Consider the following 23,964-nt stretch of genomic DNA (forward strand, 5'->3'; position numbering starts at 1 on the left):
TCAGCAATCCCCGAATGTCAATTTCATTACGAGTTCCGGCGAACCGGAGCCCTCTCACAGTTTCGGCTGTCCCTTGTCTTCCCCGACCGACAATGCGGCCACCGGCTCCTGATCAGCGCGCGGGTAGAAAGTGTAGGACAGGGTAATCGTTCCGATGCCCTTTGTCTCCTCCGACTCGACGATGGCGGGGTCGACGAAAAAGACAACAGGCATTTCGAGCGTCTCGCCAGGCTGCAACGTGGTCTCTGTAAAGCAGAAACACTGGACCTTGTTGAAGTAGGCACCGGCTTCCAGGGGGGTGACGTTGAATATCGCCTCGCCTGTGACCGGATGCGGCGAATTGTTCGTCGCGGTATAGGTGATCTGCACGGTTTCACCGATCCTCGGTGTCACCTTCTTGTCGACCGCCTTGAAATCCCAGTTCAGACCGGAGGAAGCATTGGCGTCGAAGGTCACGTTGATCGTGCGGTCGAGCACCACGTCCGACACCTGATCCACCCGTTGGGTGGTGCCGCCGAAACCCGTCACCTGGCAGAAGAGCTGGTAAAGCGGCACGGCCGCATAGGCCATGCCCACCATGGTGCCGACGAAGACGACGCAAGCGCCCGCCACGCCGAGATTTCGACGGTTGGAGGGCTCAGTCCTGTCATTCGATACAGTCACGGTGCTGTGCCTCGTTACCCGATATTGCCGATCTTGATGATGGTTACCACGTAGAAGATCACCACCAAGGCTGCGAGGACCACGCCAAGCGCGATATTGCGGCCACGACGGGACTTCTTCTGCTTGTCGTTGAGTTCGATGGTATCCATCATGCGGCACCTCCGAGGGTCACAGCCAGCGGCGCGACGTAGTAGTCGATCATCAGCGCTGCGAAGATCGCGAAGAGATAGAAGATCGAATAGGCGAAAAGCTTCTTCGCCGGCACCATCTTCTCGTCGCCGTCGGCCATGCGCCAGACGGCGATGGAACAGTGGACGAAATAGGCGCCGAGCAGGCCAGCGACAATCCCGTAACCGAGCGAAGCAAGGCCGGTAAATGTCGGAAGCACACCCGTGACGGCGGTCAGCACGGCATAGACGGCGATCTGGCGCTTGGTCGATGGGATGCCGGCGACATTGGGCATCATGGGAACGCCGACTGAGCCATAGTCCTTCATCTTGAAGAGCGCGAGCGCCCAGAAATGCGCCGGCGTCCAGAGGAAGATGATCATGAACATGATGACGCTGTCGAGGGCGACGCCACCTGTGACACAGGCCCAGCCGACCATGGGCGGGAAGGCGCCGGCCGCACCGCCGATGACGATGTTCTGCGGGGTCGAGCGCTTCAGCCACATCGTGTAGACGACGGCATAGAAGAAGATGGTGAAGGCGAGCAGGCCGGCCGCGAACCAGTTGACCGCGAGACCGAGAATGCCCACCGAAAAGACCGAGAGCACGAGGCCGAAGGCGAGAGCCTCATGCGGCGTAACGCGGCCAGCCGGGACCGGGCGGGTCGCCGTGCGCGTCATGATGGCGTCGATGTCGGCATCGTACCACATGTTGAGCGCGCCCGAGGCGCCAGCGCCGACAGCTATGCAGAGAATTGCGATAAAACCGAGGACCGGGTTGATCTCGCCCGGGGCGAGCAGCAGGCCGGCCAGCGCCGTGAAGACGACAAGCGACATCACACGCGGCTTCAGAAGCGCGAAGAAATCGCGGGGACCGGCTTCGGAGAGGCGCACCTCGCCGTCCAGGCCGAAAACGCCGCTGTTGTCGATGACCGTCATACTGTCGAATTCCGTCTTGCTTGCTGTTTGGTCGGGCGCCGCGATCCCCTGGACCGCGGCGCCCGAACTTGTTCATGTCAGCCTAGGAGCGGCTTACTTGATCTTCGGCAGCTGTTCCCACTGGTGGTATGGCGGCGGCGAAGACAGCTGCCATTCCAGCGTGGTCGCACCTTCACCCCAGGGGTTGTCACCGGCGACGCGCTTCTTGGCGAAGGCTTCGAAGACGCCGTAGAGGAAGACGAGAACCGCGAAGGCCGAGATGTAGGAGCCGATCGACGAGACATAATTCCAGCCGGCATAGGCATCGGGATAGTCGATGTAGCGGCGCGGCATACCGGCAAGGCCGAGGAAATGCTGCGGGAAGAACACCAGGTTGACGCCGATGAACATTACCCAGAAGTGCGTCTGGCCGATGAACTCGCTGTACATGTAGCCCGTCATCTTCGGGAACCAGTAGTACCAGCCGGCGAAGATCGCGAAGACGGCGCCGAGCGACAAGACGTAGTGGAAGTGGGCCACGACGTAATAGGTGTCATGCAGCGAACGGTCGAGGCCGGCATTGGCGAGCTGAACGCCCGTGACGCCACCGACTGTGAACAGGAAGATGAAGCCGATCGCCCAGACCATCGGAGTCTTGAAGGTCAGCGACCCACCCCACATCGTCGCGATCCACGAGAAGATCTTGATGCCGGTCGGCACCGCGATGACCATGGTTGCGAAGAGGAAGTAACGCTGCGCCTGAAGGGACAGGCCGACCGTGTACATGTGGTGTGCCCAGACGACGAAGCCGACGGCGCCGATGCCGACCATGGCATAGGCCATGCCGAGATAGCCGAAGACAGGCTTCTTCGAGAAGGTCGAGATGATGTGGCTGACGATGCCAAAGCCGGGCAGGATCAGGATGTAGACTTCCGGGTGACCGAAGAACCAGAACAGGTGCTGGTAAAGGATCGGGTCACCACCGCCTTCGGGCGAGAAGAAGGTCGTGCCGAAGTTGCGGTCGGTCAGGAGCATGGTGATGCCGCCGGCGAGAACCGGGAGCGACAGCAGCAGAAGGAAGGCTGTGACCAGAACGGCCCAGGCGAAGAGCGGCATCTTGTGCAGCGTCATGCCCGGAGCGCGCATGTTGAGGATCGTGGTGATGAAGTTGATCGCACCGAGGATCGAGGACGCACCGGAAACGTGGAGCGCGAAGATCGCCAGGTCGACGGCAGGGCCAGGCTGACCCGAGGTCGCGAGCGGCGGATAGAGCGTCCAGCCACCACCGACGCCGTAACCACCGGCCGGGCCTTCGACGAACATCGACAGGACGAGCAGCAGGAAGGCCGGGACGATCAGCCAGAAGGAGATGTTGTTGAGGCGCGGGAAAGCCATGTCAGGAGCGCCGATCATGATCGGGATCATCCAGTTGGCAAAACCGCCGATCAGCGCCGGCATGACCATGAAGAAGATCATGATGAGGGCGTGGGCCGTCGTGAAGACGTTGTACATGTGCTTGCCGCCGTCGATGGCAGCATCACCTTCGAAGCCGTAGACCATCGAAGCCAGACCATGGAAGATCTGGATACCAGGGTCCTGGAGCTCCATACGCATGGCAACCGAGAGGGCGCCACCGACGATGCCGGCCATGATCGCGAAGATCAGGTAGAGCGTGCCGATGTCCTTGTGGTTGGTCGACAGGAACCAGCGGGCAAAGAAGCCCGGTTTATGATCGTGATGTGCGTGTTCGTCGTGGGCAACAGAGCCAGCCATTGGCCTCACTCCTCTCAGTTCGTGATGTTTTCAGCTGTCTGGACGGCGGCGGGAGCGCCATCGACAGCAGCCATGAGAGCGCGATTGGCGCCCGACAGATCGGAGGTGGCCGCCTGCAGCCAGGTCGCATACTGCGCATCGGAAACCACACGGATCGCGATCGGCATGTAGGCGTGGTCCTTGCCACAGAGCTCGGAACACTGGCCGTAGTAGAGACCTTCGCGGTCGGCCTGGAACCAGGTTTCGTTCAGGCGGCCCGGAATGGCGTCGATCTTGATGCCGAAGGCGGGCATTGCGAAAGCGTGGATAACGTCGGTCGGGGCGGCAGTGACCAGCAGGCGGACGCTCTTGCCGACGGGGACGACGACTTCGTTGTCCACGGCGAGCAGGCGCGGATAGCGGGCAACATCTTCCTTGCCGGTTGCTGCGCGGTCGGTTTCCTTCAGCATGTAGCTATCGAAAGACACGGCCTGCTCACCCTCGTACTCATAAGACCACAGCCATTGGGTGGCGGTCGCCTTGATGGTGATGTCGGGGTTTTCCGGCATCTTGAGCTGATAGGTCAGCAGGTTGAAGGACGGGATCGCAATTGCGAAGAGAATGAGGACCGGAGCAACCGTCCAGACGATCTCGATCGCCGTGTTGTGGCTCGTCTTCGACGGCACCGGATTGGCAGCGGCGCGGAACTTCACGACCACGAGGATCAGGAGAATCAGGACGAAAATGGTGATCGGAACGATGAACCACAGAGTGTATTGCTCAAACCAGCTGGTAAACTCCATGATGGAGGTTGCTGGTTCCTGCATACCCATCTGCCATGGCTTCGGCTGATCGGCGAAGCCTACAGAAGCGAAAAGCAGACAGGCCAAGGCGGCCAAGGCTGCATAGGTTCTCTTCATCACGGTTTGGTCTCCCACAAGCGCTTGATCCACATCAAACCATAGCGCAAAAATCATGCTAGTGTCGCCGTTTCAAATCACAGATTGGCCGCAATCGCAATACGCCCGCGCGAAAGCCGGTGCGGCATTTTTGCGCTTCATCAAATACATGTAGCCGAGATGCACAGGCTTTCACCAGATGGGGCAGGAACGGGCGCGTGATTGCGCTGCCACGGGAAAAATGCAGTCCCAATTATGCCGCAGTCGGCCTTAAAACAGGGTGCGGGGCTTTCCATTTGCGCACCCCGGCGACAAGAATGTCGGCAATGATTCGTTTTCCAGAGGTTTTCATGGGTCTGCCAAGACTTGCCTGGTCCAGCCTGACCGCGGGCGCCGTGCTGATGGCCGCTCTCGCGACACCGGCACAGAGCCAGCAACCCCAGCAACAGCCGGGCTCGATCCGTTCCAACCACGGCGCGTGGTCTGTCATCTGTGACAAGCCGGCCGGTGCGACCGAAGAACAGTGCGCGCTGATGCAGAACGTCATCGCCGACGACAGGCCGGAGGTCGGCCTGTCGGTCGTGGTACTCAAGACCGCCGACCGTCAGGCGCGCATCCTGCGCATCCTCGCGCCACTCGGCGTGCTCCTGAAGGACGGGATGGAGCTCTTCGTCGACGGCAACAATATCGGGCGGGCCTATTTCACCCGCTGCTTCTCGGAGGGCTGCTACGTCGAGGTCGAGATCGACGAGGAACTGATGAAGATCCTGCGCGCCGGCAAGGCCGCGGTCTTCGCACTGCGCGAGTCCGCCGACCAGGATCGCGTCGGTATTCCGATCGAGCTCGCCGGATTTGGCGAAGGATACGACAAGCTGCCGTGAGCGGCGCAGTCGCTGGATCGTGATGACCTTATAGATAAGGGGCAAGTCCGGCGGGCTTGCCCCTTTTTCGTTGCGCGCCTACATGCAAGAGCCAGCGCCCAAGGAGACATGCATGACCCAGGACCTTCTCTCCCTCTTCGATTGTGACGAAGCCACGCTAACGCGGCGCGTCGCCGATGCACTCGAGGGTGCCGACGATGGAGAGCTCTTCGTCGAGCACGCCCAGGCCGAGTCACTCACCTTCGACAATGGTCGCCTCAAGGGCGGCTCGTTCAATACGGACCAGGGCTTCGGTCTGCGCGCCGTGGCCGACGAGGCCGTGGGTTATGCCCATTCCGGCGAACTGTCGCTTTCCGCCCTCTCCCGCGCGGCGGATGCAGTGGGTGCCGTCACACACGGCTATTCCGGCTCCTATGCCACCGCCCCACAGCGTACCAATGCCAAGCTCTATGGCGACGGCAATCCGATCGGCTCGCCGACCTTCGAGGAGAAGGTCAAGCTCTTGTCCGAAATCGACGCCTATCTGCGTGACAAGGATCCCAAGGTTCGCCAGGTGACGGCGACCGTCGGCGCGAGCTGGCAGGTGGTCGAAATCCTGAGGGCCGATGGCCACCGGGTGCGCGATACCAGGCCGATGACCCGGATCAACATCTCGGTCATCACCGGTGCTGGAGACCGTCAGGAAAGCGGCTCCTTCGGGGTCGGCGGGCGCATGGGTTTCAACGATTTTCTCACTCAGGAAAGCTGGCAGCGCGGCGCCGACGAGGCGCTTCGCCAGGCACTGGTCAATCTCGAAGCTCAGGAGGCCCCGGCCGGCACGATGGACATCGTGCTTGGCAATGGCTGGCCGGGTGTGATGCTGCACGAGGCTGTCGGCCACGGGTTGGAAGGCGACTTCAACCGCAAGAGAACGTCCGCCTTTGCCGGGTTGATGGGCGAAATGGTGGCGGCTCCCGGCGTCACCGTCGTCGATGATGGCACGATCAACGACCGGCGCGGCTCGATCACCATTGACGACGAGGGCACACCTTCGGCCTATAACGTGCTGATCGAGAACGGAAAGCTGGTCGGCTACATGCAGGATCGGCAGAATGCGCGTCTAATGGGCATGAAGGCGACTGGCAATGGCCGTCGCCAGGGCTATGCGCACCAGCCCATGCCGCGCATGACAAATACCTACATGCTTTCGGGCGACAAAAGCCCCGAGGAAATCATCTCGTCGGTGAATAAGGGCATCTATGCTGTCTCCTTTGGCGGCGGACAGGTCGACATCACCTCCGGCAAGTTCGTCTTCGGTTGCACTGAGGCATATCTCATCGAAAACGGAAAGATCGGCGCTCCGGTCAAGGGCGCCATGCTGATCGGCAACGGTCCGGACGCCATGCGCCGGATCTCGATGATTGGCAACGACACCAAGCTCGACACCGGCATCGGCAATTGCGGCAAGGCTGGCCAGTGGGTGCCGGTCGGCGTCGGCCAGCCGCATCTGAGGATGGACCAGATCACGGTGGGTGGCACGAAGGCGTGAGGGAGAGCAGATTAGCTCCGCGAGATTGGCAAAACAGTCTCTAGATGGCAAACTGCAGGCTCTGCTTCCTGAACCACGGAGTATTTCCATCATGGAGCGCCGCCACCTCAACATCGTCCTCGATGATGATCTCGCCACGCATGTCGATCGCAGGGTGCAAGGCGACGGTGCGTTCAGGTCGGCCGATGACTATGTCGGTGAGTTGATCCGTCGCGACATGGAAGACGATGCAGACGCAGCGCAGTTTCTCGACGAGCTGCTCTCGGAAACCCTGATGGATGGCGATCAAGCCTTCCTCGCGGTGAGTGCCGCAGAGGTTCTTCGCCGCAACGCGAAGTGATGACATGAGCGCCGTCCTGTTTCACCCGATAGCTGACGGGGACCAGGACGAAATCTATCGATGGACGGTCGCAAACTGGGGTGAAGGCAAGGCCGCAGCCTACTTAACAGGCCTGCACGTTCATCTGCAGCTGCTTGCTCAATCGCCGGGCCTGTGACGACCTCTTTCGAGCAGGCTCACCGTTCTGATCAAGACGGATGAGCCTATATATGTTTCACGCTATAGAATGCACTACGTGTTCTTCCGCAGGCTCCACGAGGGCCGGTTGGGTGTCTAAAGACTGATCGACGTGCGTCGAGACTTCCCGAGGAAGCTCAGAAGAGAACTAATCCAGATGGCAAGGGATCCCCTGCAGTAAAATGGGTTTGGGCAGAGTGTGACTTGATCAACGGCACGCACTTCGCGGACCGCTAGTAGCCGTATCCGAACACTCACCCCCGAGCCGGCATCAGCACGCAGTCGTAGCGCTGGCGCACCAGCTTGTCGCAGGCGATGCGGGCTTCTTCCTTGGTCTCGAAACCGGTGAAGCGGGCGCGATAGAAGGTCATGCCGTTGCGGGTGACCATCTCCGTGTACGTGTCGAGGCCCTGCAGCGGTGTGCCGACCTTCTGGCGGGCCTGGGACAGGAGGTCCATGGCGGCCTGGGCCGAGGTGGCGGCGGCGATCTGGATCTGCCAATGGTTTTCGGCGGCAACCTGTGGCGTGCTTCCCGTATGCTGCGCATCAACAGGAGCGAAACGGGTGGCCGGGTTGGCGACCAGTTCTGCGGCGGCGGAGTTCGACGGGGCATAGGCCGAGGCGGTGCCCAGGGCCGAGGCACCCGTTGCGCCGGCCATGCCCTGGACGGCTGCCAGTGCCGACTGGCGGGACGCCGGAACAGGAACCTCGTCGCCGAGACGGGCGAGGTCCATCTGCACGCCGGTCGAGCGCGAGACCAGCAATTGCTGGCCGGATGAGGCCTTCTTGATGTTGGCGTCGATCAGCCGCTCCATGATCTTGTCGCGGCTCGCGGCCGTGCGGCCTCCGAGCACGACGCCGACGACGCGGCGGCCATTCAGTTCGACGGCGCTAACGAGGTTGAAGCCCGAAGCATTGGTATAGCCGGTCTTGATGCCGTCCATGCCCTTGTAGCGATACATCAAGTTGTTGTGACCGGTGATCGTCTTGCCGCGGAACTTGAAGCTCTTCGTGGCGAAGAGCTCATAGTCCTTCGGAAAGTCGCGCATCAGGGCGACACCCAGGGTCGACATGTCACGGGCGGTGGTGAACTGCTGCGCATGTGGCAGGCCCGAGGCGTTGAAGAATGTGGTGTTCGTCATGCCGAGCGAGCGGGCCTTGCGTGTCATCAGGGCCGCAAAGCCTTCTTCGCTGCCGCCGATCTTTTCGCCCACCGCGGCTGCCGCGTCATTGGCCGACTTGACGATCATGGCGAGCACGGCTTCGCGCACCGTGATCGTATCTCCTGCCTTGACGAAGAGCTTCGTCGGCGGGCGGGAGGCTGCATGTTTCGAAAAGGGAACCGGGCTGTCCCAGCTGAGCTTGCCGGCCTTGATCGCGTCCAGGACCATGTAGACCGACATCATCTTGGTCAGCGAGGCCGGATGATTGAGCTCATCGGAGTTTTCCGATGCGAGAACTTCACCGGTACGGGCATCGAGGAGAAGCTGAGCGCTGCCGGCATGGGCTGCAGTCGAGAGTGAGAAGATCGCCACGCAAAACGACAACGCGATCAGCAACTTGCTCATGAAAACTCCAATGCGGCCCGGATTTCGATGATGACAGCTGGTTCGATTCGATCGCCCCGACGTCTTGAGCCTGAGCCCCTATGGCAAGAATGGGGCGACAATCAGCCGATCGGAATCAAATGCAACTGTCATTCCACATAACGTCGCTCAATCATGGTGAATGGAGGGTTAATCCACAGGGCGAAAGCTTGCAGTGGCACCGTCAGCGGGAGAGCGAGACCCCACCCGTGCCCTCTTTGGCGAGAGTGTCGGAAGGGTTGACCAATTGGCAGCGCTGCATCGACAGACAGCCGCAGCCGATGCAGCCGTCGAGATCGCTGCGCAGCCTCTCAAGAACGCGGATGCGGGCATCAAGTTTTTCGGCCCATCCGGTCGCGATCCGGCGCCAGTCTTCCGGTGTCGGCGTTCGCCCTGCCGGAAGAGCTGACAAGGCGCCTGCGACCTCCGACAACGGCAACCCCACCTCCTGCGCCGCCCGGATCAAGGCCAGACGCCGCAGCACATCGCGGCCATAGCGGCGCTGGTTTCCGCCAGTCCTGTCGGCAAAGATCAGGCCCTTGCGCTCATAGAAATGGATGGCCGAAACCGCCAATCCGCTGCGGCGGGCGACGTCTCCGACGGTCAGATGCATTTTTTGTTGCGCCATGGCTTTACCTCAACTTCGGTTGAGGTTGTAGCATGGCCGCAAATCGCATTCTATCGCATCCCGCAGAGAGAGTTCTTCCATGACAGATACCGCGACCGACAGCCTTGCCGGCACGCCCACGCCAGCCGCCGCAGACAGTATTCGGGAGGCCGAGCCGGCGGCGGCCGATGCTGGCGGTTGGCTCGATCTGCTTCAGCCCGCCCATCTCGCCACGACCCTGATGCTGAGCATGGGGGTGGCGCTCTTCGCGTTCAACGGCTTCTTCGTCTCGACCGTGTTGCCGAGCGCAATCGCGGAGATCGGCGGCGGCCACCTCATCGCCTGGTCAGTGTCGCTCTATCTGATCGGCTCGATCGTCGCCGGCGTGACGGCTGCCCAGCTGAAGCAGCGTTTCGGCGCGCGCCGGGTGCTGGTCGTGGCGACGGTCCTATTCATCGTCGGTACGGTCGTCGCGGCCCTGGCGACGTCGATGGAACAGGTCTTGCTGGGGCGGGTCGCGCAGGGGCTGGGCGAAGGGGTCGTGGCGGCGATCTGTTATGCACTGATCCCGGCGCTTTTTCCTGCCCGACTGGTGCCCAAGGTCTTCGGGGTAGAAGCGCTGGTCTGGACCTGTGCCTCCTTCGGCGGCCCGTTTGCGGCGGGCTGGCTCGCCGAGAGCTTCTCCTGGCGCATAGCCTTTCTGATCAATGTTCCCTTCGGTCTGCTGTTCATCCTGCTAGCTTTGTTTACCGCAACGACGCGCGAAAAGGTTCTAGAGGGATCGAGGATGCCGGTTTCCCCGCTCTTATTCCTGTCGCTGGGCATGCTTATGGTGCTTTCCTCTGGCATCGTTGGGAATGCCCTGTTGTCGGCAGCGCTGGTATTTGCGGGCCTCGCCCTGCTCGGTTTCAGCGTCATCAGGGACCGCCTGTCCCCATCAAGTCTGATGCCGCACAGCGCCTTCGGGCTATCCTCCACAGTCGGCACGGGCCTCTGGCTGGTGCTGTTGATGCCGGTCGCCCAAGCGACGAGCAGCGTCTATTTCGTCTTCGGCCTGCAGCGCGGCTTCGGCTTCGGACCAATGGCGGCGGGCGGCCTGGGGGCCGTCATGGCGATGAGCTGGAGCCTGGTCGCTGTTCTCGTCGCTCATATCGGGGCAGGATCGGCGCGTCGGCGTTCGATCGAGGCAGGCCCTATCCTGCAATGCGGCGGGATGCTGCTGGTCGCGCTCGGGTTTCATCAGGGTTCGCTCACGCTTCTCATCGTCGGGCAGATCGTCGTGGGTGCTGCCTTCGGTGCGAGCTGGGCCTTTCTCAGCCAGATGCTGATGGAGGCGAGCGAAGCAAAGGAGCGCGACAAGACCTCAGGCCTCATCCCGACCCTGCAATCGGCCGGATTTGCGATCGGAGCCGCGCTTGCCGGACTTGCCGGTAACAGCCTCGGCCTCGCCGAGGCATCGAGCGACGGCAAGACAGGCGTCGCATTCGCCGCCACCTTCTTGATCCCGGTGCTGTGGACGATCCCTGCCATGCTGCTCGCCAGGCGCTCAACCCGGCTTGCCCGCGGGGTTTTGCCGCAATCCCCATAAATTGAGGCGAAGTGTTGAACCTCGCTTAAGGACTGAAAGGTAACCTTCCGGCCATTGTGAAGAATGGTATTTCAGGCAGGGCTATGGCGGGGCGGTTCAGACAGCAGTTGAAAAGGGCGGTGATAAGCGCCGGGCTGGAGGCATCCTTCCTCCTGTCGCGGCTCGGGCTGGCCAGAGGCCTCAAGGGACGCGGCGTGATCTTCACGCTGCATCATGTTCGGCCGGACAAAACCGACGCTTTCCAGCCGAACCGGCATCTGGCCATCACACCCGAATATCTGGATGCGGCGATCCGGACGCTCGCCGCGCGCGGCTATCGTTTCCTGCGGCTGGAAGACGTGCCAGCCGCCCTGGCCGAGCCGGAGGGTGCGACCCCCTTCGCGGTCTTCACCCTCGATGACGGGTTCCGCAACAATCGCGACCATGCCTTGCCGGTCTTCGAACGCCACGGGGTCCCCTTCACCATCTTCGTCTGCAAGGGACTTTCGGAACGCAGCCACAGCATGTGGTGGGAGACGCTGGCGACGCTCATTGCGGCCCGGAGCCGCGTGGCGCTCTGCCTGCCGGCCGGCAGGATCGACATGGATTGCGGCACGACACGCGCCAAGACAGAAGCGTTCGAGGCCGTGGCGCGCTGCCTGATGGCGGGGGACGAGGCCAAGGGCGTGGCACAGCTCGACGCGGCGGCGAATGCAGCCGGCATCAACCCGCATGCGCTGGTCTCCGAAGCCGTGATGGATCGCGACGAACTGACGGCGCTCGCTCGCCATCCGCTAGTCTCCTACGGCGCCCATACGGTGAGCCATCGGGGCCTTGCCGACCTGAACAATGAGGAACTGCTGCACGAATACAACGACAGCGCCGATTACGTGGCCCAGATCACCGGCAACCGGCCGGTGACCTTTGCCTATCCCTACGGCGATGCCCGCAGCGCCACGGTGCGCACGGCGGGTTATGCCGACTGGGCCGGCTTCAAGCTTTCGGTGACGACCCGACCGGGTACGTTGACACCGGCCTCAATGGAAACGCCGCAACTCCTGCCGCGGATCTCCCTCAACGGGCTCTACCAGAAGCGTCGCTATGTGGAGGCGCTCGCCTCCGGCCTGCCGTCACGGCTCGCCGGCGGCTGAGCGCCCTCCCCTATCAGGGATACATCCGGACTTTCGACCAGCCGTCCCCGTCGCGACGAAACTCGATGCGATCATGCAGGCGGAACTTGCGGTCGTGCCAGAATTCGATTGAACTCGGGATGATGCGGAAGCCGGACCAATGCGGCGGGCGCGGGACGTTGCCCAACGCGTATTTTGCCGTGTATTCGGCAACGGCCTTCTCCAACGCGAAACGGCCTTCCAGCGGGCGGGATTGTTTCGAAGCCCAGGCGCCGATCCGGCTGCCGAGCGGGCGTGACTGGTAGTATTCGTCGGCTTCCGCGTCGGAAACCACCTCGACTTCCCCCCTCAGACGGAGCTGACGGCGCAGCGATTTCCAATGAAAACACATTGCCGCCTTTTTCTGGCCGAGAATTTCCTGTCCCTTCTGGCTCTCGAAATTCGTGTAGAACACAAAGCCTCTGACATCGAACCCCTTGAGAAGCACCATACGCACATTCGGTAGACCATCCGCATCCACGGTGGCGAGAGCCACCGCATTGGGATCGTTGATCTCCGAGTCTTCTGCGTCCTTCAGCCATGTCGCGAAGAGGGCGAAGGGCTCGCTCTCTTCCGTGAAGTCACCAGTTGTTAACCCGATATCTGACATATTGTGTAAAATGCTCCCGATATGCATATTGGCCGCCGATGACGAAGCACTGGATCGTAGGCCCCTTGGAAGACATAGCAAAGTCGGTCGAGCGTACAAAGGGTTGGTGCATGCGTAGAAGCTCGATCTTGCTGGTCATCACTGCGACACTTCCGCTCAGCGGCTGCTTCGGCGGCAGCATGGACTTGTTCGGCTCCGACAGCGTCGACAGTTCGATCTCCACGGCGACCGTGACCAAGACCGGTAATCCGACCAGCCACTCCGACGAACTGACGGTGCAGAGTGCAGTGTCGTCCGCCGATCTTTCCAAGACGGAAGGCAAGCCGCTTCCCTGGGCCAATGCGACGACCGGCAGCGCCGGCGTGGTGACGGCGATCCAGGAAGAGAAGGGCAATGGTGTGATCTGCCGAAACTTCTCGACCACCCGCCATTCCTACGAAGGCATCGCCTATTTCTCGGGCAAGACCTGCACGGCGGGAACCGGGAACTGGCAGTTGATGAATTTCGACCGCCAATCGTAAACGCCGGGTCTATTTCGGTCGCATTCGAAATAATTGCTTAAGCTAACCGGAAGAAATAGGCCGCCGCCGCCATGCGCTGTGTAACGTTCAATTAGCAGTTCCCGTGCAACGCTTTCCGAGATTGTAGATCCCGCACCCGCATGAACGCGGCGGGACGGCATAAGAGTTTCGCGGACGGGGCGCCATGAGCGGGTCCTGCTGCATGAGGTGTGTTGGTGTCCTCGATGCGTGATTTCTATTCGATACTCGGCGTAAAGCGCGATGCTGGCGCAGACGAAATCAAGTCGGCCTGGCGCACGAAGGCGAAATCCGTGCATCCGGACCAGAACCGAGACGACCCGCACGCGCACAACCGCTTTGCGGAAATCGGCCGTGCCTATGAAGTGCTGAAGGACCCGGCCAAGCGAAGCCGGTATGACCAACAACGCATGAAGGTCGAAGCCTTGGAACGCGAACAGACAATCATGCAGCAGCGCAATGCGGCCCGGGAGGCCGCTGAAAAGGCCAAGCAGGCAAAGGCCAATGCCGAGCGCGTGCTGGAAGAATTGGCGCGCGCCGAGGCGGAGAAGGCCAAGGCGGATGCGGCCCAGGCGGCCAAGATGAAGGCGGCCCAGCAACAGGCCGCGGACGCAAAAGCCAAGGCTCAGCCACAGGCCAATGCCGGTGTGAAGGACGAGGCGTCAGAGGCAGCTGCGGCTGGCGCGGCGGCGAACGGTACAGACAGAGCGTCAGCCCCGGGTTCGGCCGGCGGCGCAACAGGGCGCTCGACTGCGGGCACGGCCGCAGGTCCAACGGCATCCGTGGGTGGCACGGCATCCGGCCCGGAGGAAGCTGCATCGCGAATCTTCGGCGACAGCCCGGAAGCTGCGGCGGCGGCAGAGAACCTTCGACGCGAGCAGGAAGCAGCGGAGCTTGCAGAAGGCATGCCGCTGAAGCCGGCCGCTTCTCCCCTGCTCGCCCCGATCGAACTGCTGAGCTCACTGGTACGCCGGCTGCGCGGCGCGCCACCTGCCCTGCCGGAGAAGGCACCCGATATATATGCCGAAGTCGTGGTCACGATCGCGGACCTCCTCGAACAGAAATCCGTGTCGCTCATGCTGAACGACGGGCGCGAGGTTCGCGTACCGCTCGAAGGCGTGACGGAAGGCCACGTCGTGCGCCTGAAGAACCAGGGGCTGAAGTTCCAGGGGCTGCAGCGCGGCGATGTTGCGGTGACCATTAAGGTCCTCCGCGCCGAACGGTTCATCGTCGACCAGTTCGACATCCGAACCGTTCTGCCGATCACGCTGGAAAATGCCGTCCTCGGCTGCGAGACGCAGGTCGAAGGACCTGATGGCACGATGGTACCCGTCACCGTTCCCGCCTGGTCCAACTCCGATCAGATGATCCGGATCGAAGATCTGGGTCTGCCCAACGGCGATGGCACCCGCGGCGCCCTCGTCGTGGAATTGCGGGTCATGCTGTGGGAAAAGCCGGACGAGAAGGTGACCGACCTCATGCGCCTGATGCGCGAGGGGCTCTACATCTGAGGCCTCGCGCCGTAGAGACCCGACCCGAGCGCGTCGTCGGCCGGTGTCTCGGCACCTGCAGACAAGGACAGTACGCGCGGCACTGACGAGCAAGGATCGCGGGGCCTGCGGCGGCACTTTAACCTGACATATGAAGGATTTCAGGCACCGGCATGATTTGTCGGGGCACGGATGCATCGATGTCGGACTGCAATCTTGAACGGTGGAACAGCCTATGCCATAGGCTCCACCAACGAAAGTCTCAAAGGGTCCCGATATGGTTCAAGGTTCCGGCCTCATGGCAGGCAAGCGCGGCGTCATCATGGGTGTCGCCAACAATCGCTCCATCGCCTGGGGCATCGCGAAAGCCTGTCGCGACCAGGGTGCCGAGATCGCACTGACCTGGCAGGGGGATGCGCTGAAGAAGCGCGTCGAGCCGCTCGCCAAGGAACTCGACGCTTTCCTCGCCGGCGATTGCGACGTGACCAATCTGGACAGCATCGACGCCGTCTTCAACAATCTCGAAGCCCATTGGGGAAAGATAGATTTCGTCGTTCATGCCATCGCCTTCTCCGACAAGGATGAGTTGACGGGCCGCTACATCGAGACCAGCCGCGACAACTTCGCCCGGACGATGGACATCTCCGTCTATTCGTTCACGGCCGTCGCCGCCCGCGCCGAAAAGATCATGAACGATGGCGGCTCGCTTCTGACGCTCACCTATTACGGCGCCGAAAAGGTCATGCCGCATTACAACGTCATGGGTGTGGCCAAGGCCGCACTCGAGGCTTCGGTTCGCTACCTCGCCGTCGACATGGGCGGGCGTGGCATTCGCGTCAACGCGATTTCGGCCGGCCCGATCAAGACGCTCGCCGCCTCCGGCATCGGCGATTTCCGCTATATCCTGAAGTGGAATGAGTATCACTCGCCGCTGAAGCGTAACGTCACCACGGACGAGGTGGGCCAGTCGGGCATGTATCTCCTGTCGGACCTCTCCACCGGCGTGTCGGGCGAAGTGCACCACGTCGATTGCGGCTATCACACGGTCGGAATGAAGTCGGTGGATGCGCCCGACATCGTACTCGGCAAGGACTGACATCGGAGACTGCGCCGTGCTCATCTACATGATCCGTCACGGCCAGACCGACTGGAACGCCGAAGGCCGGATGCAGGGGCAGAAGGATATCGGCCTCAACGACATCGGCCGCCAACAGGCCACCGAAAACGGGCGCAAGCTCGCCAAGATCCTCGGCGCCCGCGCCGGGGATTTCGATTTTGTGAGCTCGCCGCTCGGGCGCACGCGTGACACGATGGAGCGCGTGCGAGCCGCCATGGGCCTGCAGCCGCAAGCCTATCGCCTCGATGACAGGCTGAAGGAAGTCTCGTTCGGGGATTGGGAGGGCTCGACATTACCAGAACTCGCCCAGATTTCCCCGGAGCGGGTCGCGGAACGTGCTCGGCAGAAATGGGGCTTCATCCCCCCGGGCGAAGACGCAGAAAGCTATGAAATCCTGTCCTGGCGGATCGGCGCCTGGCTGCAATCGGTCGAGGGTCCGACCGTCTGCGTCAGCCATGGCGGGGTTATCAGAACATGCTTCCGCATCATCGGCGACGTGAATGAAGACGAGGCCTGCGAGATGAACATACCGCAGGACCGTATCCTGAAAATCGACAGGGATCAGAAGCAGATCAGCTGGCTCTGAACCCGCCCCGCCAGCGGTGCTTCGCGTTACGGCAGGACTTCCAGATCGTCGACAACGCGCTTGCCGTCCACTTCCGTATAGAAGACGATGACCTTCTGGCCAGGCTCGAGACCCTCGAAGTTGAATTCGGCTGGCACCGCATAAGTCTTGCCGTCATCGAGCACCAGGCTCATGCCATCGATGTTCACATCCTGAATGGTCGCCTCGACATCGGCGCTGCCGGCGAGGACCGTGACCGGCGACAGGAAGCTTGCCGTTGCAAGAAGCAGGGATATCACGACACGCATCTGAACCACCTTCGACCAAATCACTGCTGAAAACCTTTTCAAACTAGCCTCCCGAATGTGGCGGAATTCGCCCGTCATGATGACAATTCAATGGGAATGTGGACCCGAACGGCGGCCGGGATCAAGCCGCCTGAAGAGGTTATCCTTGACCCATTTCGGTTGCATCTACTGGCCGAGGCTCACCTGGCTCAAAGCACAGGCGAGACGAAATACGTGCTTTACCCGAAATCCTAAATTAACCGGCAGCGCATAGACTTAGCCGAGTTGGTGATCAGGGGATACTTACACTTGCGCGACTTGACGAGGAACCCGCGTGCCGAGAGCAGATGGGGCAACGGCATGCTCTGGCTTATCGGAGGCGCCTTGCTCAGTGTCGTGATCGTTTCCACGGGGCTGATGATCGACAGGCAGACGGCGCTTGCCGAGCGCGGTCGCATCGAACACGCGGTGCTCGACCGCCTGCGGCACGTCAAGTCCGAGATCGAGACGCAGATCCTGCGTGATACAAATCTGGCACTGTCCATTGCCGACGATATCGCCGACGACAGCATGATTTCGCCGCCCGAAGTCAACCGGATGATCGCGCGCACGCTGACGGACAATTCACATATCCAGTCCATCCGCTTCGAACCACTGAGCGACCCCGGTCGCATGGCCTTCACGCCGGCGATCAGACAGACCGAGCGGACGTTCGTGATCGATATTCCCGTCCCGCCTCTGCCTTGGCAGGCCCAACAGGGCTGGATTTCCCTGATCGTCGCGATCGACGGCAACCGCTTCTTCGACGATCATAACCTTCTGTCGGACGACGAACTGCCGGAGCATGAAGAACACGACCATACGAAGATCGCGGTGACGCTGCCTTCGGTCACCGGTGGAGACCTCGTCTTCGGCGATTCCTCGATCTTCAACGAAATGCCGGTCGCGATCGCAGTCACCGAAGGAGGCCTCGACTTCCAGATCTTCGGTGTTCCCGCCGACGGCTGGGATGCGGCGATGAACCGGATGCTGCCGAGCCGCCTGCTGGTGCTGGCGGGTGTCGTCGCGATGATGATCTCGGTGCTGCTTGCCGTCTTTCTGCTCAGCGAACGCAATCTGAACATCGCCCGCCTCCGGGCCCGTGAACAGCGCCTGCTCGAACTTTCGGAACGCTTCCAACTGGCGCTCGAAACCTCCAATACCGGCATCTGGGAAATCGACCCCGTCACCCACGCGCTGATCTGGGACAACCGCAGTGCCGGCCTGCACGGCCTGCCCGAAAGCCTTGCCGACGACGAGGACAGGCTCGCAGACTGGTTCGCCTCGCTCCATGCCGAGGATATCGGCAAGGGCGAGCAGCTTTACTTCGACTGCGTCGTCGCCGCCACGGCCGATCGATGGGACATCAGCTACCGGGTCCCACTCTCCGATCAGAGCTTCCGCTACCTGCGTTCCGTCGGCGCCCGCACGATCGACGGCAGCATCACCGGGATCGTCTGCGACGTTACCACCGATACGCTGGTCACACAGTCGCTCAGCCGGGCAAAGGAAAACAGCGACATCAAAAATGCGGAGCTCGAACTCGCACTCGAGGAACTGTCTAGCCGCGAGCACCAGCTGGCCGAGGCCTCGCAGCGGCTGGATCTCGCGCTCGGTTCCTATAATTGCGGCACCTGGGAAGGCGATCCCGTGACCAAGACCGCCATCTGGGATGAGCGCATGCACCAGCTCTATGGCGTGCCCTTCACCGACAATGCAGTCACCGAACATGTCTGGCTTTCCCGGCTTCATCCCGACGAGCGCGGCGAGATCCAGCTGGCCACAAAGCGGGCCGCGACGCTCGACCAGATCATCAACACGACCCAGCGGGTGGTGCTGCAGAACGGCGAGATGCGCTACATTCGCTCCGTCGGACAGCCGCATGTCGGTCGCGACGGCAAGAAGAAGCTCATCGGCATCGCCTTCGACGTGACCGCCGACGCTCTGCTCGCGGAGCAGCTGCGCAGCGCCAAGGCGGAAGCCGACATGCGCAATATCGAGCTGGAGCTTGCCAAGAACCGGATCGAATTCAACGCCCTGCACGATCCCCTCACCTCGCTCGCCAACCGGCGCAAGCTCGATCTCGAGCTCGACATGCTGGGGCGCAGCGGCGATCGGCAGGCCACCAGGTTCGCGATCCTTCATCTCGATCTCGACCGATTCAAGGAAATCAACGACACGCTCGGCCACGCGGCCGGTGACGCGATGCTGGTGCACGCTTCGCGCATCCTGATGAAACATGTGCCGCGGGGCGATCTCGTCGCCCGTATCGGCGGTGACGAATTCGTCGTTCTGGCCCGCCGCCAGACCACCATGGAAGAATTGGCAACCCTTGCCAGCAAGATCATCGAGGAGATGCGCCAGCCTCTCGACTTCGAAGGCTTCGACTGTCGCTGCGGCGTGTCGATCGGCATCGCGCAGGCGCAAGGGCCAGCACCCGATGCGCGCAAGATCCTGATCAATGCCGATATCGCGCTTTACCAGGCCAAGGAGAAGGGTCGGAACTGCTATGAGTTCTTCACGCCCGACCTGCAGGCCAATATCGTCGCCAAGAAGCGCATGGCCGATGACATTCTCGCCGGCTTCGACAGGGACGAGTTCGTCGTGTTCTATCAGCCGCAATTCGAGGCATCCAGCATGCAGCTCTGCGGCGCCGAAGCGCTGATCCGCTGGCGCCATCCGGATCGCGGCATCCTTGCCTCCGGTAACTTCCTCAAGGTTGCCGAAGACCTGAACGTCATGGCCCGCATCGACGAGCTGGTGCTGCAGACTGCGTTGAAGGACCAGATGCGCTGGACGGCGCTCGGCATGCAGGTGCCGCGCATCTCCGTGAACGTCTCGTCGAAGCGACTGCATGACGGCAACCTCATCGACCAGTTGAAGGGCTTGGCGATCAGCCCCGGCTCGATCTGTTTCGAACTGGTGGAATCGATCTTCCTCGACGAGAGCGACACGCTCGCCTCGGACAATATCGAGAAAATCAAATCGCTCGGTATCGACATCGAAATCGACGATTTCGGCACCGGGCATACATCCATCGTCAGCCTGTTGAAGCTGAAACCGAAACGGCTCAAGATCGACCGCCAGCTGGTGTTGCCTGTCACGGTGCAGCCGCAGGAACGCAGCCTGGTGCGCAATATCGTCGAGATCGCCCGCTCTCTTGGAATCGAGACGGTGGCGGAAGGCGTGGAAACGCACGAACATGCCGGTATTCTGCGTCAGCTCGGCTGCGACTATCTGCAAGGCTATGCCTTCGCCAAGCCGCTTTCCTTCGACGATTTCACCCGCTTCGTCGATCACCTACCCCAGCGCAAGGCCTCGTGAGCGGCAGGTCAACGGATCATCGCAGGTCCGGAGACACTGTGTTGTCGCAAAACAGCGGCACGGGACGCAAAAGCGCTTCACAGAAATTGCGGATTTGCTCTATGAGTGACCCCATCCAAGGCAGGGCCAGACGGGAGACGTTCCGGATGGCGAGAATGGAATGGTAACTCAGGAATGTCGCACAACACCTTCGGTCATCTCTTCCGCGTCACCACCTGGGGCGAAAGCCACGGACCGGCGCTCGGCGCGGTCGTCGACGGCTGCCCTCCGGGCGTCCGTTTCGCTCAAGAGGACCTGCAGGCCTTCATGGACAAGCGCAAGCCCGGCCAGTCGCGCTTCGTGACGCAGCGGCGCGAGGACGACATCGTGAAGGTGCTCTCCGGCGTCATGCCGCAGGAAGACGGCACGATGATCACGACGGGCACGCCTGTGTCCCTCCTCATCGAGAACACCGACCAGCGCTCGAAGGATTACGGCGACATCGCCAAGCGTTATCGCCCCGGCCATGCCGATTACACCTATGATCTGAAATACGGGATCCGCGATTATCGCGGCGGCGGCCGCTCGTCCGCCCGCGAAACGGCGGCCCGCGTGGCGGCAGGTGCGCTCGCCCGTCTCGCCATGCCCGGCGTCACCATTCGCGGCGCCCTGGTGCAGATCGGCACGCACAAGATCAACCGCGACAACTGGGATTGGGCACAAGTCGACCAGAACCCGTTCTTCTGCCCGGACGCCGCCATGGTGCCGGTGTTCGAGGACTATCTCGACGGTATTCGCAAGGCCGGCTCCTCCGTAGGTGCCGTGATCGAAGTCGTGGCTGAAGGCGTGCCGGCCGGGATCGGCGCACCCGTCTATGGCAAGCTCGATCAGGAGATCGCCTCGGGCCTAATGTCGATCAATGCCGTCAAGGGCGTCGAGGTCGGCAATGGCTTCCAGGCTGCCGAGATCACCGGCGAGGAGAATGCCGACGAAATGCGGATCGGAGCGGATGGCAAGCCGGTTTTCCTGTCGAACCATGCTGGCGGCGTGCTCGGCGGCATCTCGACCGGCGAGCCGATCGTCGCGCGTTTCGCCATCAAGCCGACCTCGTCAATCCTGACCGAAAAGCGCTCGATCGATGCCGACGGCAACGAGGTGGACGTGCGAACCAAGGGACGTCACGACCCGTGTGTCGGTATTCGCGCAGTGCCCGTCGGCGAGGCGATGCTTGCCTGCATCCTTCTCGATCATATTTTGAGAGACCGTGGCCAGAACGGCCGGACAAGGTGAGGACTAACCCATGAGCTATGACCAGAAGCGTGTCGCGGAAGCAATCCGGGCCTTCGAAGCCGGCGAAATCGTCGTGGTCATGGACGACGACGACCGCGAAAATGAAGGCGACCTGATCGTCGCTGCCGTTCATTGCACGTCTGAGAAGATGGCCTTCATCGTGCGCCACACGTCGGGCATCGTCTGCGCGCCGATGCCGAAGGAAGAGGCCAAGCGCCTCAACCTCTCGGCCATGGTCGCCGAGAACGACAGTGCGCACACGACCGCCTTCACCGTGTCGGTCGATTTCAAGCATGGCACGACGACCGGCATTTCGGCTGACGACCGGACGTTGACGGTGCGCAATCTCGCCAATCCGAATGTCGGCGCCGTCGATTTCGTGCGCCCGGGCCACATCTTCCCGCTGGTCTCGCGTGAAGGCGGCGTGTTGATGCGGTCCGGCCACACGGAAGCGGCTGTCGATCTCTGCAACATGGCGGGCCTGCCGCCGATCGGCGTGATCTCCGAACTGGTCAATGACGACGGCACCGTGATGCGCGGCCCGCAGGTCTCTGCCTTTGCCGAGCAGCACGGCCTGAAACAGGTGTCGGTCGCCGATCTCATCGCCTACCGCCAGCGCAAGGAAACGCTGATCCAGCTCGTTTCCAAATTCGATGTGCAGACGCCTTACGGTCCGGCCAAGGCGCATGCCTATTCGCTGCCTTGGGATCCGATGCAGCATGTGGCACTCGTCTTCGGCGACATCCGGGACGGCGAGGACATTCCCGTGCGCTTGCATCTCGAAGATGTCGGTCGCGACGTCTTCGGCGTGGATCGCCAGATCGACGGCATCATGAAGCGGATTGCGGAAAAGGGCCGTGGCGTCATCGTCTATCTGCGCGAGGGCTCGGTCGGCGTCGGCGTATCGACCACCGCGCGCACCGGCAAACACGACCGGGAAGCGCATCAGGAAGCCCAGGTGCGCGACAGCGAATGGCTGGAAATCGGATTGGGCGCGCAGATTCTGAAGGATCTGGGCGTCACCTCGATCCGCCTCTACTCCTCGCGTGAGCGTCATTATGTCGGGCTCGAAGGATTTGGTATCCAGATCTCGGCGACAGAGATCGTCTGACTAGCTGGACTTTCTTACCGTCGCCTGATCACCCCACCCCGGACCTTCGGTCCGACCCTCCCCCTCAAGGGGAGGGTGGCGTGTAAGGCTGGCTCGAATCTGCACATCGGCGGACCGCGGCCAACCACCTACCCCTTGAGGGTGTGAGGTCGACGCGCTGCGTCGGGTGGGGGTGACCCGGATGCTGCCAAAACCTCAAGACCCGATCGGCCCCTCCACCACGGGCTCCGGCCTGCCCTTCCAGGTGAGCCGCCAGACATCGCCCTGGCGAACGGACTGGACGGCGGCGGGGCGCAGGATGGCGAAGCAGGTTCCACCGACATGGCGGACCGAGGGGTAGATGACGCCGTTCAGCCCTGCGCGTCGGGCTTTTAGGGCAAGCATGTTGCCTTCCGCATATCCGACCGTTTTGTCCGGCGAGAGGGCCGGATGGGCGGGCTTCGACCTCAGGTCGAGAAACTCTCCCGAAACGCTGCAGAACATTTCCGCATAATCCGCCACCGCCTCGTAAACGCCCGTGCGGGCGAGGAAATCGGTCATGTGGAAAGTAATCTCCGCAAGGCAGGTCTCGACCGAGAGTGCCGCATACCAGGCGCCGCGCGTCTCGCCATTGAAGCGGTTGGGCTCGCGGGGCTTGGAATAGGCGAAGCTGGCATTGATGAAATGCGCATGCGGCACGTCGTAGACGAGTTCCCTGGCGGACAGGCCGGATATGCCGGTCGCCTGGGCCTGCATGCGGCTCGACGTGGCCGCCTCGATCTCGGCGAGTTCGGCCAGTTCTCCGGGATCGTCGGCCAGGGAGGCCAGTACCGGCGCGCGCAACCGCGCGGTCGAGACGAGGCGCACCGTCCTAGAATGAGCGACGGTGGAGACCGGAAGATCGGCGATCTCCACTCAAAGGCCTCCGCGCACCGCATCGAGATAGCGGCGCACTTCCAGCATGTGCGGGATGCCGCCTACGATCATGGCGGCGACTGGCGTGCGGCGATCGAAGAGTGGACCCGTATTTTCCAGCATTGGCCAGCGGTCGGCCATGGCGTCGACGAAGAGCAGATGCAGCGCCTTGTAGATGCCTGTCAGCGCCGAAATCCGGGTCATCTGGTCCTGGCTCAGCGTTTTCGTCACGCTCTCCGGCTTCAGCCGCTCCCAGGTGCTGACGGAGACCCCGAGCAGGGCCGCCGCCTGCTGGCTGGTCAGATCCCAGTGGGCAACGATGCGGCGGAAAGCCTTGAGTGCCGTGGCTGACAGCCGCTTGCGGTCGGTTTCATCGGCGAACCCCGGCGAAGGCATGGCCGGAGCCAGGGATCTTTCGGCCGAACTGAGCATAGCACTCTCCATCAAATGACATAGAAAATATATG

Annotated in this window: 24 protein-coding genes; 13 read left to right on the forward strand and 11 right to left on the reverse strand. The window is 62.0% G+C overall.

Going from position 1 to position 23,964, the window contains the following annotated elements; all coding sequences use genetic code 11:
• Positions 1 to 54: 54 nt before the first annotated feature.
• The 5 genes from E9677_RS00415 to coxB all read right to left on the reverse strand — a co-directional run bounded on the left by E9677_RS00415 (position 55) and on the right by coxB (position 4,422).
• Positions 55 to 663 carry a cytochrome c oxidase assembly protein gene (locus E9677_RS00415; RefSeq protein ID WP_136556132.1) on the reverse strand — a complete coding sequence of 203 codons (609 nt, stop codon included), beginning with the start codon at positions 661 to 663 and terminating at the stop codon, positions 55 to 57.
• Positions 664 to 677: 14 nt separating this feature from the next.
• Entirely contained in the window at positions 678 to 815 is a 138-nt protein-coding gene (locus E9677_RS00420) for a hypothetical protein (RefSeq protein ID WP_168801076.1), read from the reverse strand.
• Entirely contained in the window at positions 812 to 1,768 is a 957-nt protein-coding gene (locus E9677_RS00425; RefSeq protein WP_136556133.1) for a heme o synthase, read from the reverse strand. Before E9677_RS00425 ends, E9677_RS00420 begins: the two co-directional genes overlap by 4 nt.
• A 93-nt stretch (positions 1,769 to 1,861) precedes the next feature.
• Positions 1,862 to 3,520, reverse strand: a complete 1,659-nt coding sequence (gene ctaD / locus E9677_RS00430; RefSeq protein ID WP_136556134.1) for a cytochrome c oxidase subunit I — start codon at positions 3,518 to 3,520, stop codon at positions 1,862 to 1,864.
• Positions 3,521 to 3,534: 14 nt separating this feature from the next.
• Complete coding sequence (gene coxB / locus E9677_RS00435; protein ID WP_136556135.1) at positions 3,535 to 4,422, reverse strand: cytochrome c oxidase subunit II; 888 nt, start codon at positions 4,420 to 4,422, stop codon at positions 3,535 to 3,537.
• 326 nt (positions 4,423 to 4,748) lie between these two features.
• Between coxB and E9677_RS00440 the strand changes: the two genes are divergently transcribed.
• From E9677_RS00440 to E9677_RS00455, 4 genes are all read left to right on the forward strand, one after another.
• Positions 4,749 to 5,279 carry an invasion associated locus B family protein gene (locus tag E9677_RS00440; RefSeq protein WP_136556136.1) on the forward strand — a complete coding sequence of 177 codons (531 nt, stop codon included), beginning with the start codon at positions 4,749 to 4,751 and terminating at the stop codon, positions 5,277 to 5,279.
• Between the two features lie 112 nt (positions 5,280 to 5,391).
• On the forward strand, positions 5,392 to 6,807 hold the full coding sequence (tldD, locus tag E9677_RS00445; protein WP_136556137.1) for a metalloprotease TldD: 1,416 nt from the start codon (positions 5,392 to 5,394) through the stop codon (positions 6,805 to 6,807).
• Positions 6,808 to 6,898: 91 nt separating this feature from the next.
• A complete protein-coding gene (locus tag E9677_RS00450) occupies positions 6,899 to 7,147 on the forward strand; it encodes a hypothetical protein (RefSeq protein WP_136556138.1) in 249 nt (82 codons plus the stop codon).
• Between the two features lie 4 nt (positions 7,148 to 7,151).
• Positions 7,152 to 7,304: a type II toxin-antitoxin system RelE/ParE family toxin gene (locus E9677_RS00455; protein WP_136556139.1), complete on the forward strand. Its 153-nt coding sequence runs from the start codon at positions 7,152 to 7,154 to the stop codon at positions 7,302 to 7,304.
• A gap of 274 nt (positions 7,305 to 7,578) precedes the next feature.
• Here E9677_RS00455 and E9677_RS00460 read toward each other — a convergent pair whose 3' ends face one another.
• Together E9677_RS00460 and soxR are read right to left on the reverse strand one after the other, a co-directional pair.
• Positions 7,579 to 8,892, reverse strand: a complete 1,314-nt coding sequence (locus tag E9677_RS00460) for a D-alanyl-D-alanine carboxypeptidase (protein ID WP_136556140.1) — start codon at positions 8,890 to 8,892, stop codon at positions 7,579 to 7,581.
• Positions 8,893 to 9,094: 202 nt separating this feature from the next.
• Positions 9,095 to 9,538, reverse strand: coding sequence for a redox-sensitive transcriptional activator SoxR (gene soxR / locus E9677_RS00465; protein ID WP_205910080.1), 444 nt, complete (start codon positions 9,536 to 9,538; stop codon positions 9,095 to 9,097).
• A gap of 79 nt (positions 9,539 to 9,617) precedes the next feature.
• On the opposite strand from soxR, the gene E9677_RS00470 reads away from it, so the two are divergent.
• On the forward strand, positions 9,618 to 11,105 hold the full coding sequence (locus E9677_RS00470) for an MFS transporter (protein WP_136556141.1): 1,488 nt from the start codon (positions 9,618 to 9,620) through the stop codon (positions 11,103 to 11,105).
• Positions 11,106 to 11,188: 83 nt separating this feature from the next.
• Positions 11,189 to 12,235 (forward strand): polysaccharide deacetylase family protein, encoded by a 1,047-nt coding sequence (locus E9677_RS00475; RefSeq protein ID WP_136556142.1) that lies wholly within the window; start codon positions 11,189 to 11,191, stop codon positions 12,233 to 12,235.
• 13 nt (positions 12,236 to 12,248) lie between these two features.
• Here the strand turns inward: E9677_RS00475 and pdxH are convergent, their stop codons facing one another.
• Positions 12,249 to 12,863 carry a pyridoxamine 5'-phosphate oxidase gene (gene pdxH, locus E9677_RS00480; protein ID WP_136556143.1) on the reverse strand — a complete coding sequence of 205 codons (615 nt, stop codon included), beginning with the start codon at positions 12,861 to 12,863 and terminating at the stop codon, positions 12,249 to 12,251.
• 65 nt (positions 12,864 to 12,928) lie between these two features.
• Between pdxH and E9677_RS00485 the strand changes: the two genes are divergently transcribed.
• The 4 genes from E9677_RS00485 to E9677_RS00500 all read left to right on the forward strand — a co-directional run bounded on the left by E9677_RS00485 (position 12,929) and on the right by E9677_RS00500 (position 16,595).
• Positions 12,929 to 13,384: an RT0821/Lpp0805 family surface protein gene (locus E9677_RS00485; protein ID WP_168801084.1), complete on the forward strand. Its 456-nt coding sequence runs from the start codon at positions 12,929 to 12,931 to the stop codon at positions 13,382 to 13,384.
• A gap of 224 nt (positions 13,385 to 13,608) precedes the next feature.
• Complete coding sequence (locus E9677_RS00490; protein ID WP_136556145.1) at positions 13,609 to 14,913, forward strand: DnaJ domain-containing protein; 1,305 nt, start codon at positions 13,609 to 13,611, stop codon at positions 14,911 to 14,913.
• A gap of 256 nt (positions 14,914 to 15,169) precedes the next feature.
• Positions 15,170 to 15,988, forward strand: coding sequence for an enoyl-ACP reductase FabI (gene fabI, locus E9677_RS00495; protein ID WP_136556146.1), 819 nt, complete (start codon positions 15,170 to 15,172; stop codon positions 15,986 to 15,988).
• A 16-nt stretch (positions 15,989 to 16,004) separates the two neighbouring features.
• On the forward strand, positions 16,005 to 16,595 hold the full coding sequence (locus E9677_RS00500; RefSeq protein WP_136556147.1) for a histidine phosphatase family protein: 591 nt from the start codon (positions 16,005 to 16,007) through the stop codon (positions 16,593 to 16,595).
• 26 nt (positions 16,596 to 16,621) lie between these two features.
• Here the strand turns inward: E9677_RS00500 and E9677_RS00505 are convergent, their stop codons facing one another.
• On the reverse strand, positions 16,622 to 16,882 hold the full coding sequence (locus E9677_RS00505) for a DUF1344 domain-containing protein (RefSeq protein ID WP_136556148.1): 261 nt from the start codon (positions 16,880 to 16,882) through the stop codon (positions 16,622 to 16,624).
• Between the two features lie 339 nt (positions 16,883 to 17,221).
• On the opposite strand from E9677_RS00505, the gene E9677_RS00510 reads away from it, so the two are divergent.
• From E9677_RS00510 to ribB, 3 genes are all read left to right on the forward strand, one after another.
• The gene (locus tag E9677_RS00510; RefSeq protein WP_235882819.1) at positions 17,222 to 20,224 is read left to right on the forward strand and encodes a bifunctional diguanylate cyclase/phosphodiesterase; all 3,003 of its coding nucleotides are present in this window, start codon (positions 17,222 to 17,224) and stop codon (positions 20,222 to 20,224) included.
• Positions 20,225 to 20,398: 174 nt separating this feature from the next.
• Positions 20,399 to 21,493 carry a chorismate synthase gene (gene aroC / locus E9677_RS00515; protein WP_136556150.1) on the forward strand — a complete coding sequence of 365 codons (1,095 nt, stop codon included), beginning with the start codon at positions 20,399 to 20,401 and terminating at the stop codon, positions 21,491 to 21,493.
• Positions 21,494 to 21,503: 10 nt separating this feature from the next.
• Positions 21,504 to 22,604: a 3,4-dihydroxy-2-butanone-4-phosphate synthase gene (ribB, locus tag E9677_RS00520; RefSeq protein WP_136556151.1), complete on the forward strand. Its 1,101-nt coding sequence runs from the start codon at positions 21,504 to 21,506 to the stop codon at positions 22,602 to 22,604.
• 195 nt (positions 22,605 to 22,799) lie between these two features.
• On the opposite strand, the gene E9677_RS00525 is transcribed toward ribB, so the two are convergent.
• Positions 22,800 to 23,498: an RES family NAD+ phosphorylase gene (locus E9677_RS00525; protein WP_136556152.1), complete on the reverse strand. Its 699-nt coding sequence runs from the start codon at positions 23,496 to 23,498 to the stop codon at positions 22,800 to 22,802.
• The gene (locus tag E9677_RS00530; protein ID WP_136556153.1) at positions 23,499 to 23,930 is read right to left on the reverse strand and encodes an antitoxin Xre-like helix-turn-helix domain-containing protein; all 432 of its coding nucleotides are present in this window, start codon (positions 23,928 to 23,930) and stop codon (positions 23,499 to 23,501) included.
• Positions 23,931 to 23,964: the final 34 nt, after the last annotated feature.

The organism is Peteryoungia rhizophila (assembly GCF_004912145.1).
GTDB classification, from domain to species: Bacteria; Pseudomonadota; Alphaproteobacteria; order Rhizobiales; family Rhizobiaceae; genus Allorhizobium; species Allorhizobium rhizophilum.

Bases quoted from the DNA above. Each gene is read 5' to 3' on its own strand.
- E9677_RS00420 (WP_168801076.1), bottom strand. From the start codon at position 815: ATGATGGATACCATCGAACTCAACGACAAGCAGAAGAAGTCCCGTCGT.
- E9677_RS00425 (WP_136556133.1), bottom strand. From the start codon at position 1,768: ATGACGGTCATCGACAACAGCGGCGTTTTCGGCCTGGACGGCGAGGTG.
- ctaD (WP_136556134.1), bottom strand. From the start codon at position 3,520: ATGGCTGGCTCTGTTGCCCACGACGAACACGCACATCACGATCATAAA.
- E9677_RS00440 (WP_136556136.1), top strand. From the start codon at position 4,749: ATGGGTCTGCCAAGACTTGCCTGGTCCAGCCTGACCGCGGGCGCCGTG.
- tldD (WP_136556137.1), top strand. From the start codon at position 5,392: ATGACCCAGGACCTTCTCTCCCTCTTCGATTGTGACGAAGCCACGCTA.
- E9677_RS00450 (WP_136556138.1), top strand. From the start codon at position 6,899: ATGGAGCGCCGCCACCTCAACATCGTCCTCGATGATGATCTCGCCACG.
- E9677_RS00455 (WP_136556139.1), top strand. From the start codon at position 7,152: ATGAGCGCCGTCCTGTTTCACCCGATAGCTGACGGGGACCAGGACGAA.
- E9677_RS00460 (WP_136556140.1), bottom strand. From the start codon at position 8,892: ATGAGCAAGTTGCTGATCGCGTTGTCGTTTTGCGTGGCGATCTTCTCA.
- soxR (WP_205910080.1), bottom strand. From the start codon at position 9,538: ATGGCGCAACAAAAAATGCATCTGACCGTCGGAGACGTCGCCCGCCGC.
- E9677_RS00470 (WP_136556141.1), top strand. From the start codon at position 9,618: ATGACAGATACCGCGACCGACAGCCTTGCCGGCACGCCCACGCCAGCC.
- E9677_RS00475 (WP_136556142.1), top strand. From the start codon at position 11,189: ATGGCGGGGCGGTTCAGACAGCAGTTGAAAAGGGCGGTGATAAGCGCC.
- pdxH (WP_136556143.1), bottom strand. From the start codon at position 12,863: ATGTCAGATATCGGGTTAACAACTGGTGACTTCACGGAAGAGAGCGAG.
- E9677_RS00490 (WP_136556145.1), top strand. From the start codon at position 13,609: ATGCGTGATTTCTATTCGATACTCGGCGTAAAGCGCGATGCTGGCGCA.
- fabI (WP_136556146.1), top strand. From the start codon at position 15,170: ATGGTTCAAGGTTCCGGCCTCATGGCAGGCAAGCGCGGCGTCATCATG.
- E9677_RS00505 (WP_136556148.1), bottom strand. From the start codon at position 16,882: ATGCGTGTCGTGATATCCCTGCTTCTTGCAACGGCAAGCTTCCTGTCG.
- E9677_RS00510 (WP_235882819.1), top strand. From the start codon at position 17,222: ATGCTCTGGCTTATCGGAGGCGCCTTGCTCAGTGTCGTGATCGTTTCC.
- aroC (WP_136556150.1), top strand. From the start codon at position 20,399: ATGTCGCACAACACCTTCGGTCATCTCTTCCGCGTCACCACCTGGGGC.
- ribB (WP_136556151.1), top strand. From the start codon at position 21,504: ATGAGCTATGACCAGAAGCGTGTCGCGGAAGCAATCCGGGCCTTCGAA.
- E9677_RS00530 (WP_136556153.1), bottom strand. From the start codon at position 23,930: ATGCTCAGTTCGGCCGAAAGATCCCTGGCTCCGGCCATGCCTTCGCCG.